The organism is Pseudomonas sp. ICMP 8385 (genome assembly GCF_002699915.1).
Classification (GTDB): domain Bacteria; phylum Pseudomonadota; class Gammaproteobacteria; order Pseudomonadales; family Pseudomonadaceae; genus Aquipseudomonas; species Aquipseudomonas gessardii.
The window spans coordinates 80,656-94,179 of record NZ_LKBY01000013.1; the positions used below are offsets into that span (position 1 = coordinate 80,656).

At 61.3% G+C, this 13,524-nt stretch carries 13 protein-coding genes; 6 read left to right on the plus strand and 7 right to left on the minus strand.

Annotation, left to right across the window (positions count from 1 at the left end; translation table 11 throughout):
• Positions 1-36 precede the first annotated feature (36 nt).
• The 3 genes from AO268_RS04175 (at position 37) to cysN (ending at position 3,782) form a co-directional block, all read left to right on the plus strand.
• Positions 37-795, plus strand: a complete 759-nt coding sequence (locus AO268_RS04175) for a Nif3-like dinuclear metal center hexameric protein (RefSeq protein WP_057958314.1) — start codon at positions 37-39, stop codon at positions 793-795.
• Positions 796-956: 161 nt separating this feature from the next.
• Positions 957-1,874 (plus strand): sulfate adenylyltransferase subunit CysD, encoded by a 918-nt coding sequence (gene cysD, locus AO268_RS04180; RefSeq protein WP_057437780.1) that lies wholly within the window; start codon positions 957-959, stop codon positions 1,872-1,874.
• A gap of 9 nt (positions 1,875-1,883) precedes the next feature.
• Positions 1,884-3,782: a sulfate adenylyltransferase subunit CysN gene (gene cysN / locus AO268_RS04185; RefSeq protein WP_076962840.1), complete on the plus strand. Its 1,899-nt coding sequence runs from the start codon at positions 1,884-1,886 to the stop codon at positions 3,780-3,782.
• 59 nt (positions 3,783-3,841) lie between these two features.
• On the opposite strand, the gene AO268_RS04190 is transcribed toward cysN, so the two are convergent.
• The 4 genes from AO268_RS04190 to AO268_RS04205 form a co-directional block, all read right to left on the minus strand.
• Complete coding sequence (locus AO268_RS04190) at positions 3,842-4,651, minus strand: hypothetical protein (RefSeq protein WP_099167968.1); 810 nt, start codon at positions 4,649-4,651, stop codon at positions 3,842-3,844.
• Between the two features lie 246 nt (positions 4,652-4,897).
• Positions 4,898-5,794, minus strand: a complete 897-nt coding sequence (locus tag AO268_RS04195; RefSeq protein WP_099167969.1) for an acyltransferase — start codon at positions 5,792-5,794, stop codon at positions 4,898-4,900.
• The gene (gene pta / locus AO268_RS04200; protein WP_099167970.1) at positions 5,795-7,894 is read right to left on the minus strand and encodes a phosphate acetyltransferase; all 2,100 of its coding nucleotides are present in this window, start codon (positions 7,892-7,894) and stop codon (positions 5,795-5,797) included.
• Positions 7,895-7,954: 60 nt separating this feature from the next.
• Positions 7,955-8,293, minus strand: coding sequence for a DUF3565 domain-containing protein (locus AO268_RS04205; protein WP_076962865.1), 339 nt, complete (start codon positions 8,291-8,293; stop codon positions 7,955-7,957).
• Between AO268_RS04205 and AO268_RS04210 the strand changes: the two genes are divergently transcribed.
• From AO268_RS04210 to AO268_RS04220, 3 genes are all read left to right on the plus strand, one after another.
• Positions 8,262-8,747: an FKBP-type peptidyl-prolyl cis-trans isomerase gene (locus AO268_RS04210; protein ID WP_017476012.1), complete on the plus strand. Its 486-nt coding sequence runs from the start codon at positions 8,262-8,264 to the stop codon at positions 8,745-8,747. The genes AO268_RS04205 and AO268_RS04210 overlap by 32 nt on opposite strands.
• 136 nt (positions 8,748-8,883) lie before the next feature.
• On the plus strand, positions 8,884-9,366 hold the full coding sequence (locus AO268_RS04215) for a glutathione peroxidase (RefSeq protein WP_099167971.1): 483 nt from the start codon (positions 8,884-8,886) through the stop codon (positions 9,364-9,366).
• 152 nt (positions 9,367-9,518) lie between these two features.
• Positions 9,519-10,622 carry an NADH:flavin oxidoreductase gene (locus tag AO268_RS04220; RefSeq protein WP_099167972.1) on the plus strand — a complete coding sequence of 368 codons (1,104 nt, stop codon included), beginning with the start codon at positions 9,519-9,521 and terminating at the stop codon, positions 10,620-10,622.
• A 133-nt stretch (positions 10,623-10,755) separates the two neighbouring features.
• On the opposite strand, the gene AO268_RS04225 is transcribed toward AO268_RS04220, so the two are convergent.
• The 3 genes from AO268_RS04225 to AO268_RS04235 form a co-directional block, all read right to left on the minus strand.
• Positions 10,756-11,103: a hypothetical protein gene (locus tag AO268_RS04225; RefSeq protein WP_076962833.1), complete on the minus strand. Its 348-nt coding sequence runs from the start codon at positions 11,101-11,103 to the stop codon at positions 10,756-10,758.
• Between the two features lie 105 nt (positions 11,104-11,208).
• On the minus strand, positions 11,209-12,387 hold the full coding sequence (locus AO268_RS04230; protein WP_099167973.1) for a glycosyltransferase family 4 protein: 1,179 nt from the start codon (positions 12,385-12,387) through the stop codon (positions 11,209-11,211).
• Positions 12,388-12,466: 79 nt separating this feature from the next.
• On the minus strand, positions 12,467-13,459 hold the full coding sequence (locus AO268_RS04235; RefSeq protein ID WP_099167974.1) for a cytochrome-c peroxidase: 993 nt from the start codon (positions 13,457-13,459) through the stop codon (positions 12,467-12,469).
• Positions 13,460-13,524 lie beyond the last annotated feature (65 nt).

Sequence of the window (13,524 nt, forward strand, 5' to 3'; positions counted from 1 at the left end):
CGAGCGCCTCTGAACGGGATATTTAGGAGTCTTTGTATGGCCGTTGCCCTGAGCACCCTGGTTGAAGAAGCGGATCGCTACTTGAACAGCGCAAAAATTGCCGACTACTGCCCCAATGGCCTGCAGGTCGAAGGCCGGCCACAGGTGTTGCGCATTGTCAGTGGCGTGACCGCCAGCCAAGCGCTGCTCGACGCGGCGGTAGAGGCCAAGGCCGACCTGGTGCTGGTGCACCACGGCTATTTCTGGAAGGGCGAGAGCCCGTGCATCACCGGCATGAAGCAGCGCCGCCTCAAGACCCTGCTCAAGCACGACATCAGCCTCTTGGCCTACCACCTGCCGCTGGACCTGCACCCAGACGTGGGCAACAACGTGCAGTTGGCCCGCCAGTTGGACATCACCGTCGAGGGCCCGCTGGACCCGGACAACCTCAAGGTCGTGGGGCTGGTGGGCTCCCTGGCCGAGCCGCTGTCGGCGCGGGATTTCGCCCGCCGCGTGCAGGAAGCCATGGGCCGCGAACCGCTGCTGATCGAAGGCAGCGCGATGATCCGCCGCGTGGGCTGGTGCACGGGCGGTGGCCAGGGTTACATCGATCAGGCCGTGCTGGCCGGGGTCGATCTGTATCTCAGTGGCGAAGCGTCGGAGCAAACCTTCCACAGCGCCCGGGAAAACGACATCAGCTTTATCGCCGCCGGCCATCACGCCACCGAGCGTTATGGTGTGCAGGCCCTGGGCGATTACCTGGCCCGGCGCTTTGCCCTGGAGCACCTGTTTATCGACTGTCCCAACCCGATCTAAGCCTTCCCACAGGCCCGCCATTGCGGGCAAACCGAGAGGTATATCCATATACCGTTTCGATCTAGCCAGCTCCCTGAATAGAAGCAGGTGCTGTGCTAGCATGCCTCGCTCGAACACGGCCCGCAGGCCGTCCAAAAAGAATCGTTTTTCCGTGAGTAGCCATGGTCGATAAACTGACGCATCTCAAACAGCTGGAGGCGGAGAGCATCCACATCATCCGTGAGGTTGCCGCTGAGTTCGACAACCCGGTAATGCTCTACTCCATCGGCAAAGACTCCGCCGTGATGCTGCATCTGGCGCGCAAGGCATTCTTTCCGGGCAAGTTGCCGTTCCCGGTGATGCATGTGGACACCCAGTGGAAATTCCAGGAAATGTACAAGTTTCGCGACCGCATGGTCGAGGAGCTGGGCCTGGAGCTGATCACCCACGTCAACCCGGACGGCGTAGCGCAGGGCATCAACCCGTTCACCCACGGCAGCGCCAAGCACACCGATATCATGAAGACCGAAGGCCTCAAGCAGGCCTTGGACCAGCATGGTTTCGACGCCGCGTTCGGCGGCGCCCGTCGCGATGAAGAGAAATCCCGCGCCAAGGAGCGCGTGTACTCGTTCCGCGACAGCAAGCACCGCTGGGACCCGAAAAACCAGCGCCCGGAGTTGTGGAACGTCTACAACGGCAACGTCAACAAGGGCGAGTCGATCCGCGTGTTCCCGCTGTCCAACTGGACCGAGCTGGATATCTGGCAGTACATCTATCTGGAAGGCATCCCGATCGTGCCGCTGTATTTCGCCGCCGAACGTGAAGTGATCGAGAAGAACGGCACGCTGATCATGATCGATGACGAGCGCATCCTCGAACACCTGTCCGACGAAGACAAAGCCCGTATCGTCAAGAAGAAAGTCCGTTTCCGTACCCTTGGCTGCTACCCGCTGACGGGCGCGGTGGAGTCCGAAGCCGAGACGCTGACGGACATCATCCAGGAAATGCTCCTGACGCGAACTTCCGAGCGCCAGGGCCGGGTCATCGACCACGATGGCGCCGGCTCCATGGAAGATAAAAAACGTCAGGGTTATTTCTAAGGGGTTGTCATGTCGCACGTATCTGATTTGATCAGCGAGGACATCCTCGCCTACCTGGGCCAGCACGAACGCAAGGAAATGCTGCGCTTTCTGACCTGTGGCAACGTCGATGACGGCAAGAGCACCCTGATCGGGCGCCTGCTGCACGACTCGAAGATGATCTACGAAGACCATCTGGAAGCCATCACCCGCGACTCGAAAAAAGTCGGCACCACCGGTGACGATATCGACCTGGCCTTGCTGGTCGACGGCCTGCAGGCCGAGCGTGAGCAGGGCATCACCATTGATGTGGCCTACCGCTATTTCTCCACCGCCAAGCGCAAATTCATCATCGCCGACACCCCGGGCCATGAGCAGTACACCCGCAACATGGCCACCGGTGCGTCCACCTGTGACCTGGCGATCATCCTGGTGGACGCGCGCTACGGCGTGCAGACCCAGACCCGTCGCCACAGCTTTATCGCCTCGCTGTTGGGCATCAAGCACATCGTCATCGCCATCAACAAGATGGACCTCAACGGTTTCGACGAAAGCATTTTCGAGTCGATCAAGGCCGACTACCTGAAGTTTGCCGAGGGCATCGCGTTCAAGCCGAGCACCATGGCCTTTGTGCCGATGTCGGCGCTCAAGGGCGATAACGTGGTGAACAAGAGCGAGCGTTCGCCGTGGTACACCGGCCAGTCACTGATGGAGATCCTCGAAACCGTCGAGATCGCCAACGACCGCAACTACACCGACCTGCGGTTCCCGGTGCAGTACGTCAACCGGCCGAACCTGAACTTCCGGGGTTTTGCCGGGACCCTGGCCAGCGGCATCGTGCACAAGGGCGACGAAGTCGTGGTGCTGCCGTCGGGCAAGAGCAGCCGCGTCAAATCCATCGTCACCTTCGACGGTGAGCTGGAGCACGCAGGCCCCGGCCAGGCGGTGACCCTGACCATGGAAGACGAGATCGACATCTCCCGTGGCGACCTGCTGGTGCATGCCGACAACGTGCCGCAAGTCACCGACGCCTTCGACGCCATGCTGGTGTGGATGGCCGAGGAGCCGATGCTGCCGGGCAAGAAATACGACATCAAGCGCGCCACCAGTTATGTGCCGGGTTCCATTGCCAGCATTGTGCATCGCGTGGATGTGAACACTCTGGAGGAAGGCCCGGCCAGTGCCTTGCAGTTGAACGAAATCGGCCGGGTCAAGGTCAGCCTCGACGCGGCCATTGCCCTGGACGGCTATGCCAGCAACCGCACCACCGGCGCCTTTATCGTGATCGACCGGTTGACCAACGGCACCGTGGCGGCGGGCATGATCATCGCGCCACCGGCCAGCCATGGCGGTGCTGCGCAGCACGGCAAACTGGCCCACGTGGCCACCGAGGAGCGCGCCCAGCGCTTTGGCCAGCAGCCGGCTACCGTGTTGTTCAGCGGCCTGTCGGGCGCGGGCAAGAGCACCCTGGCCTATGCCGTCGAGCGCAAGCTGTTCGACATGGGCCGTGCGGTGTTTGTGCTCGATGGGCAGAACCTGCGGCATGACCTCAATAAAGGCCTGCCACAGGACCGTGCCGGGCGCACCGAGAACTGGCGGCGTGCCGCCCACGTGGCGCGGCAGTTCAACGAAGCCGGCCTGCTGACCCTGGCCGCCTTCGTGGCGCCGGATGCCGAAGGCCGCGAACAGGCCAAGGCGCTGATCGGCAGTGATCGCCTGCTCACGGTCTACGTGCAGGCCTCGCCGCTGGTGTGTGCCGAACGTGACCCGCAAGGCTTGTACGCCGCCGGTGGGGATAACATCCCTGGCGAGTCGTTCCCGTACGACGTGCCGTTGAATGCCGACCTGGTGATTGATACGCAGGCATTGTCGCTGGAGGACAGCGTCAAGCAGGTGCTGGAGTTGCTGCGGGTTAGCGGCAAGCTTTAAGCGGCAAGCTAAAAGCCCGCCATCGAGTGATCGGTGGCGGGCTTTTTTATATCTAGGGATTAGGCCGATTTGCCATCAGACACTTCGACCCGGTTGAGTACGTCAGTGTCTTTGGTTCCGTAGATATCTGCTTGCGAGGTGGTATCGATTATGTTGTGGCCCTTGCCTATCTTGATTTCACCAACGCCTTCGGTGGTGATGAAGGATGTTCCGGCACCACTGCTGATAGAAAATTTTCCAGAAAGCACGGTCATTGTGTCGTGATCCCCGCTGCCTGTGATAGAGGTTTTCTGGTCGAGGTTACCGACTTTTGCGCCTATCATGATGTTACTGCCGCTCCCCCCCAGCAGGTTGTTCCGCCAACCCCGACCTCCGGCCAGGAAGTCGTTACCGTTTTCGCCATGAAGCGTACCGCCTAGACCCAGGTAGGCCTGGTCATCCCCGTCACCCAAGTGGACGCTTGCAATACCGCCTCCGCCCTTGAAGAAATCGTTACCGTCTCCGGTATTGATCTCGAGGATACTTTTTACGTTGTCATCAACACTCACACGGTCGTCGCCGCCGTTGGTATTGATCGTGATTGTAGAGAGCGGTTGGTTGGGCATGTTTAGCGGATAGCTTTTGCCGTTGATATCGGCCGTCAACTTTTGGTCAGGGTCCAGGCGCAGGTGAATGCGGTCGTTGTGGTTGCCGGTGTTAATAGTGACGTTTCTATAGTTGTCCTGACTGTTCACGTCCGCGAGATCGAAGTCTGCGCTGATTGTCAGGTTGCCGTCTTCATAGGTTCGTTTATAAGCCGGCTGTGTCTGGTTTTCTGCGGTTGGCTGTGGTGTTGCAGGAAGTATTGGGGATGAAGAGGTGATGGTCATAGAGTTGGCTCCCGTAATCATTTTTCAGGGCACAGATGTGCGCGATCCAGATACCCGGTGTTTAAACCGGGCGTATGGCTGAGTGGGAGAGCCTGGAAAATCAGTTGCCAACAATACTGTTTCGGTACGTTTGCTGATCGTTCCCACGCTCCGCGTGGGAATGCCGCCTTGGACGCTCCGCGTCCGCTCTTGAGGTGGTGACGCGGAGTGTCAGGGGATGCATTCCCACGCAGAGCGTGGGAACGATCAGTTGCCTGAGTACTCGATGTGAAGCCGGCTCAGTAAGGCATCCTTGTCTTCCCACAACTGGTTGATCCAGCCCTGGAACGCCAACCGATATTCCCCGTCCTGCTCATAATTCTTGCCAATGAACTCGGCCGGGATCTGCACCTCTTCAAACTGCACCACCACCTCCCGCACATTGCCGCACAGCAGATCCCAATAGCCGGGACGCCCGTCAGGGTAGTGAATGGTTACGTTCACCAGCGATTTCAACTGCTCGCCCATGGCATCCAGTACAAACGCAATGCCACCGGCCTTGGGCTTGAGCAGATAGCGCAACGGCGATTGTTGCTGAGCATGTTTGCCAGGGGTAAACCGCGTGCCTTCGGCAAAGTTGAAAATACCCACCGGGTTGTCGCGGAACTTCGCGCAGGTCTTGCGGGTGGTTTCCAGGTCCTTGCCTTTTTTCTCCGGGTGTTTTTCCAGGTAGGCCTTGGTGTAGCGCTTCATGAAGGGGAAACCCAGGGCCCACCACGCCAGGCCGATCACCGGCACCCAGATCAGCTCCTGCTTGAGGAAAAACTTCAGCGGGCGGATCCGCCGATTGAGTACGTACTGCAACACCATGATGTCGACCCAGCTCTGGTGGTTGCTGGTCACCAGGTACGAGTGCTGGTAGTCCAGGCCTTCCAGGCCCTTGAGGTGCCAGCGCGTACGGCACACCAGGTTCATCCAGGCCTTGTTGTTGCTGATCCACGCCTCATGGGTGTGGTTCATCAACCATTCGCTGAAGCGCTTGGCGAACGGCAGCGCCTTGAACAACGCGACGATAAACAGAAATGAACACAGCAGGAGGGTGTTCAACGCCAGCAGTAACGAGGCAATCACCCCGCGCAGGGCGGCAGGCAGAAAATCCAGCATTTAGGCATCCATAGGTCGGTTGGCGGCTTGAATCGCAGTCAGGGCGATGGTGTAGACAATATCGTCCACCTGGGCCCCACGGGGCAGGTCGTTCACGGGTTTGCGCAGGCCCTGCAGCATCGGCCCGAGGCTGACGCAATCGGCACTGCGCTGTACCGCCTTGTGGGTGGTGTTGCCGGTGTTGAGGTCGGGGAACACAAAGACTGTGGCCTTGCCCGCCACCAGGCTGTTGGGCGCCAGTTGCCGGGCGACGTTTTCGTTGGCGGCGGCATCGTACTGCAACGGGCCGTCGATCAGCAGCGAGCTCTGTTGTTCATGGGCCAGCAGGGTGGCCTCGCGGACCTTCTCCACTTCTTCGCCACTGGCCGAATCGCCGCTGGAATAGCTGATCATCGCCACGCGCGGGGTGATGCCGAAGGCGGCGGCCGAGTCGGCGCTTTGCAGGGCGATTTCCGCCAGTTCCGCGGCGCTGGGGTGCGGGTTCATTACGCAGTCGCCGTACACCAGCACCTGCTCGGGGAACAGCATGAAAAACACCGACGACACCAGGGTGCAGCCCGGCGCGGTCTTGATCAGTTGCAGGGCCGGGCGGATGGTATTGGCGGTGGAGTGGATGACCCCGGAGACCAGGCCGTCCACTTCATCCAGCGCCAGCATCATGGTGGCGATCACCACGGTGTCTTCCAGTTGCTGCTCGGCCATCGGTGCGTTGAGGCTTTTGCTCTTGCGCAGCGCCACCATTGGCTCGACATAGCGCTCGCGAATCAGGTCCGGGTCGAGAATCTCCAGGCCTTCGGGCAACTCGATGCCCTGGGCGCGGGCTACGGCCTCGACGTCGGCCGGCTTGGCCAGCAGCACGCAGCGGGCAATGCCCCGGGCCTGGCAGATGGCGGCGGCTTGCACGGTCAGCGGCTCGCTGCCTTCGGGCAGCACGATGCGCTTGTTGGCGGCCTGGGCGCGCTGGATCAACTGGTAGCGGAACACCGCCGGCGACAGGCGCATTTCCCGTGGCGTGCCGCAACGCTGGTGCAGCCAGCGGGCGTCCAGGTGGCTGGCGACGAAATCGGTGATGATCTCCGCGCGTTCGCGGTCATCAATCGGGATTTCCTTGTTCAGGCTGTTGAGCTGGTTGGCGGTGTCGTAGGAGCCGGTGCTCACCGACAACACCGGCAGCCCGGCCTGGAACGCGCCACGGCACAGGTCCATGATCCGTGGGTCGGGCAGGGTGTCGCTGGTCAGCAACAGGCCGGCCAGGGGCACGCCATTGATCGCCGCCAGGCTGACGGCGAGGATGATGTCGTCGCGATCCCCCGGCGTCACCACCAGCACGCCGGGCTTGAGCAGTTCCACGGTGTTGCGCATGGTGCGCGCGCAAATGATGATTTTGTTCATGCGCCGGGTTTCATAGTCGCCGGCGTTGAGCACTTGCGCGCCCATCAGGTCGGCCACATCGCGAGTGCGCGGGGCGTTGAGCTCGAGCTGGAACGGGATGCAGCCGAGCAGGCGGAAATCGCCACTGCGCAGCAACGGCGAATGCTCCTTGAGGCGGGCGGCGAAGGCCTCCATGCTCTCGTCGGTCTGCACCTTGTTGAGGATCACCCCCAGCACTTTCGGGTCTTTCGGGCCGCCGAACAGTTGTGCCTGCAACTCCACACGGCCGGAGAGTTCGGTCAGCACTTCGTTTTCCGGGGCCGAGACCAGAATGACTTCGGCATCCAGGCTTTTGGCCAGGTGCAGGTTGACCCGTGCCGCATAGCTGGTGCTGCGGGTCGGCACCATGCCTTCGACGATCAGCACGTCCTTGCCCACGGCGGCCTGCTGGTACAGGGTGATGATTTCTTCGAGCAGCTCATCGAGCTGGCCATCGCCGAGCATCCGCTCGACATGGGCCAGGCCCAGGGGTTGGGGTGGTTTCAGGCCGTGGGTACGCGCCACCAGTTCGGTGGAACGTTCAGGCCCGGTGTCGCCGGGATGGGGCTGGGCAATGGGCTTGAAAAAGCCGACTTTCAGCCCGGCCCGCTCAAGGGTGCGCACCAGCCCAAGGCTGATGGAGGTCAGACCCACACCAAAATCGGTGGGCGCGATAAAAAAAGTCTGCATGCGAATTCTCTGAAGGTGCATGGCTTGGGTGGTGCGCTATGGCTGCGCGCCGACCGGGAATCAGCTGCCAAGGGTATCGTTATCCGGGCGCTGCGCACACCAGCCACAGGCAAAGGGCTGGCCTATTTTTGCCAGGCGCTGCGCTGGGTCAACCACCCAGGCCCGGGATTGCCAGGGCGGCTGGTGGCGCAGGTGCTGCGTATGGCCGCAGGACAGCGCCGCGACCCAGTGGCCGTGCGCGTCCTGATGAAATCCGACGACTGTCGAGTCACTGGATTGCCCCCGTCTGTCCGGGTTCTGTTCGCTTTCGGGCAAATCCTTGTTTAGACTTGTCCGTTCTTCATTCTTATGCAAAAGGTCTCGCCCCATGCCGATCGCCGCCAACAAGGCTGTCTCCATTGACTATACCCTGACCAACGACGCTGGTGAGGTCATCGACAGCTCCGCCGGCGGCGCGCCGCTGGTCTACCTGCAAGGCGCAGGGAACATCATCCCGGGCCTGGAAAAGGCCCTGGAAGGCAAAGAGGTAGGTGATGAGCTGACCGTTGCCGTAGAACCCGAAGATGCCTACGGCGAGTACTCGGCCGAACTGGTCAGCACCCTGAGCCGCAGCATGTTCGAAGGCGTCGACGAACTGGAAGTGGGCATGCAGTTCCACGCCTCCGCACCGGACGGCCAGATGCAGATCGTGACCATTCGCGACCTGGACGGCGACGATGTCACCGTCGACGGCAACCACCCGCTGGCGGGCCAGCGCCTGAACTTCCAGGTCAAGATCGTGGCCATCCGCGACGCGTCCCAGGAAGAAGTGGCCCACGGCCACGTGCACGGCGAAGGTGGTCACCACCATTGATTGACGGGGTACGCCCGGTCAATTGAAAAGAAAGGCGCCTTCGGGCGCCTTTTTTGATTGGCGGCTATTCTTGCCGGCTGGGCGGCTGTAATCTCGGATGGCCGTTACACAGAATATGGGAAATCTGGAGTTTGTCATGAGTGCTTTCCACGACCTTAAACTCAAAGCCCTGGATGGTCAGGAGCTGCCTCTGGCGCCCTACAAGGGGCAAGTCGTGCTGGTGGTCAATGTCGCCTCCAAATGTGGGCTGACCCCGCAATATGCCGCGCTGGAAAACCTCTACCAGCAATACAAGGGCCAGGGCTTCACTGTGCTGGGCCTGCCATGCAATCAGTTTGCAGGCCAGGAACCGGGGACCGAAGACGAGATCCAGGCGTTCTGCAGCCTCAACTATGGCGTGAGCTTTCCCCTGGGCAGCAAGCTTTCGGTGAACGGTCCCGAGCGCCACCAGTTGTACCGCCTGTTGGCGGGGGAGGGCGCGGAGTTTCCCGGGGATATCACCTGGAATTTCGAGAAATTCCTGCTGGGCAAGGATGGGCGGGTACTGGCGCGGTTTTCCCCGCGTACCGCGCCGGATGATCCGAGTGTCACCCAGGCCATCGAAAAGGCCCTGGCCTGAGCTTGTTGGTGGGGCTGGCTTGCCGGCTCCTACCGTGTTTTGTGTGGCTCACGGCTTTTACCCCTTAATCACCGCAATCAATAGTGCTATCCCACCCTGTCCGCACTCCATATTATCCGCATCATAAAATCCCTCTCGTGCGGAGTGCTCCCATGCCTGTCCAAGCCTTGTTCAAACCGTTCCAGCTCGGTGCGCTGCAATTGCCGTCCCGTGTGGTGATGGCGCCGATGACTCGTTCGTTTTCCCCGGGTGGCGTACCCAACTCCAAAGTGATCGAGTACTACCGCCGTCGCGCGGCGGCCGGCGTCGGCCTGATCATCACGGAGGGCACGGTGGTGGGCCACCCGGCTTCTAATGGTTATCCGAACGTGCCGCACTTCTACGGCGAAGCGGCATTGGCCGGCTGGAAGAAGGTGGTTGATGCGGTGCATGCCGAAGGGGGCAAGATCGTCCCGCAGTTGTGGCATGTCGGCAGCGTACGCCGCCTTGGCACCGAGCCGGATGCCAGCGTGCCGGCCTATGGCCCGGTGGAAAAGCTCAAGGACGGCAAGGTGGTGGTCCACGGCATGACGGCCCAGGACATCCAGGACGTGATCGCCGCCTTCGCCCAGGCCGCCAAGGATGCCCAGGCCATCGGCATGGACGGCGTGGAGATCCACGGTGCCCACGGTTACCTGGTGGATCAGTTCTTCTGGGACGCCAGCAACCCGCGTACGGATGCATACGGCGGCAGCCAGGCCAAGCGTTCGCGGTTCGCCATCGAGTTGATTCAAGCTGTACGTGCGGCGGTCGGCCCCCAATTCCCGATCATTTTCCGCTTCTCCCAATGGAAGCAGCAGGATTACACCGCGCGCCTGGTGCAAACCCCCGAGGCATTGGGTGAGTTCCTCAAGCCGTTGTCTGACGCGGGCGTGGATATTTTCCATTGTTCCACCCGGCGTTTCTGGGAGCCGGAGTTCGAGGGTTCCGAGCTGAACCTGGCCGGTTGGACCCGCCAGCTCACCGGCAAGCCGACCATCACCGTGGGCAGTGTCGGCCTGGATGGCGAGTTCCTGCAGTTCATGGTCAACACCGACAAAATTGCCCAGCCGGCCAGCCTGGAAAAACTGCTGGAGCGCTTGAACAACGACGAGTTCGACCTGGTAGCCGTGGGCCGTGCGCTACTGGTGGATCCGGATTGGGCGCTGAAAGTGCGTGAAGGGCGTGAGGGCGATATCTTGCCGTTCAGCCGTGAGGCGTTGATGACCCTGGTGTAACCCGGCTCACCTGAGAGGGGCGCAGAGCATGTCAACTGCGCCCGACATCAGGGTTGTCCAGATCCTGAGGCATTGAGTCAGTTGTGGCGGTGTGCTATCGAATACCTCAAGGGGGTATGGCCTGGGCTCAGCTTTAACCGCGGTAGGGGTCGCCTGTGACGGGGAAAGGTCGTTGAAAGGGAGCCCTGGAAATGTCGACAAACGGGGTTGGAGGATTTTTTGACGATACCCCTAACTGCATCCGAAGATCATTACGACCCATCTTTGCTTTCAGGGCTTCTTCGGCCGGGCTGTCTGCGTCAAGGGTGAGGCGATTGAATCGGCCACTGTTAAATATTCTCTGCTCGGCGGCGGAATAGGGCTCCATATCCCGGCCATGTTTTTGCCATAGATGTTCATACTGCCCTGGATCCCGGCGGCTTTCGGGCAGCAGGGGGCCGGATAGGTTAGGCTGGAACGCTAACTGGTCGAGGCTTACCATGGTCATGACTCCATCAAATGATTGTCTGCGCAGGCGTGAACGCACTACACACCTTGTATGGCTGTTTATGCGCAGTTGGTTCCATGTCCAAGGTAACGCTATACATCACACCAGGCGCGAGCGGTCCGTCATCCCCCGTTCCTCATCGCATACGCTGCGTAACTGGTACTCGAACTGCTCGATAATGGCTGGCCATCCCTGACGGCTGGCATGCTGCCGGGCATTGAGGCGTACCCGTCGCAAGTTCTCCTGTTCATCCAACAGCCAGTTGGCCGCGTCGCAAAACGCCGCCTCATCCCCGGGCATCGCCAGTGCGCCGCTGTAGCCGTGGCGGATATGCTGGGTGGCGGCTGCCTGATCGTAGGCCACTACGCCAAGCCCTGAGGCCATGGCCTCCAGCACCACGTTGCCAAAGGTCTCGGTCAGGCTGGGGAACAGAAACAGATCGCCCGAGGCGTAGTGCCTGGCCAGGTCCTCACCGCGCCGGCTGCCGCAGAAAATCGCCTCGGGTAGCGCTTTCTCCAGGCTCGCCCGTTGCGGGCCATCGCCGACGATGACCAGCTTCAGGGGGCGCTGTGGATAAGTGGCTTGCAGTGAGTCGAAGCAGCGCTTGAGCAGCCCCAGGTTCTTTTCCTGGGCCAAACGCCCGACATGCAGCACGGCGATAGCGTCATTGCCCAGGCCCCAGCCTTCACGCAAGGTGTTATCGCGCCTGACCGGATGGAACAGTTGGCTGTCCACCCCACGCGCCAGCATGCCCAGGCGCTCGAAGTGGCGGCGTTCCAGTTCCAGGCGCTGGCTGACGCTGGGCACCAGGGTCAGGGTGGAACGGTTGTGGAACCAGCGCAGGTAATGGGTCAGGACACGGCTGAGCATGCCCAGGCCATATTGGTTGGAATATTGCTGGAAATTGGTATGAAAACCGCTGACCACGCTGATGCCCAGGCGCCGTGCCGCACGCAGTGCCGACAGGCCCAGCGGGCCTTCGGTGGCGATATACAGCACGTCCGGGCGCTGGCGCTTCCAGCGCCGCAACAGCTTGTGCATCGACGATTGGCCCCATTGCAGGCCCGGATAGCCCGGCAGCGGCCAGCCACGGCACAGCAGCAGGCCGTCATCGCTGGGCCGGCTTTGATCGCTGTCTTGCCTGGGGCGGATCAGCTCTACCTGGTGGCCGCGTGCTCGCAGTCCTTCGCACAGGCGGCCAAGGGTGTTGGCCACGCCGTTGATTTCCGGCGGGAAGGTTTCGGTAATCAGGGTGATATTCAGGAAAGCTGTCGTCATGCAGCCAGTGTCGGCGTGGGCCGTGTCGTCATTGTGTCATCGCCATGACGGATTTATGACGACACGGCCCGGTATTGGCTCAGTTGAACGGCGTGGGGCGCGGAGTCTTGGCCGAAGACGGCGGCAGGGCCGGCAACTTGAAGTCCGGCTGGTCGCCGGTCAGGGTGTCGAGGAACGCGACAATCTGGCCGACTTCATCGGTGCTCAACTTGCGCCCCAGTTGCAGGCGGGCCATGACGTCCACGGCTTCGCTCAGGTTCCAGTAGGCACCGTCGTGGAAGTAGGGGTAGGTCAGGGCGACGTTACGCAAGGTCGGCACCTTGAACATCATCCGGTCCTGATCCTTGCCGGTCAGGCCCGCCACGCCCTGGGCCGGGTTCTGGGTGGCATAGGGTTCGACCATGCCCATTTTCTGGAAGGTGCTGCCACCGACCGCCTCGCCGTTGTGGCATGCCACGCAGCCGATGCTCTTGAACAACTGGTAGCCCTGCGCTGCGGTGGCGCTGATGGCTTTTTTATCGCCCAGCAACCAGCGGTCGAACGGGGCGTTGGGGGTAACCAGGGTTTCTTCAAAGGCCGCGATGGCGTTGGTCACATCGTCGAACTTGATGCCGCCATCGCCATACACTTTTTTGAACGAGGCCTGGTATTGCGGGATCGAGCGCAGTACATCCACGGCCAGGTCGTGGGTAAAGCCCATCTCGCCGGGGTTGGCGATCGGCCCACCGGCCTGCTCCTGCAGGGTGGCCGCGCGCCCATCCCAGAACTGCGCGACGCTCATGCTCGAGTTGAGCACCGTCGGCGAGTTGATCGGCCCCTGGTGCCAGTTGTGCCCGATGGAGGTGGGCAGATTGTCGCTGCCACCCATGCTCAGGTTGTGGCACGAGTTGCAGGAAATGAAGCCGGACTTGGACAAGCGCGGGTCGAAGAACAATTGCTTGCCCAACTCGACCTTGTCGGCATCGGTGATCTTCGCCGGTTGCACTGGCAGGATGGGCTCATTGGCGGCGGCGGCCCCCCAGGCCTCGCCGCCCAACATCAATCCGAACATCAGCATCAACGGTCTGTACATGGTGTGCTCCCCACAGGCTTATAGTGTTAATAACCATGTGCTCTGTATGGGCAAATCACCATGAT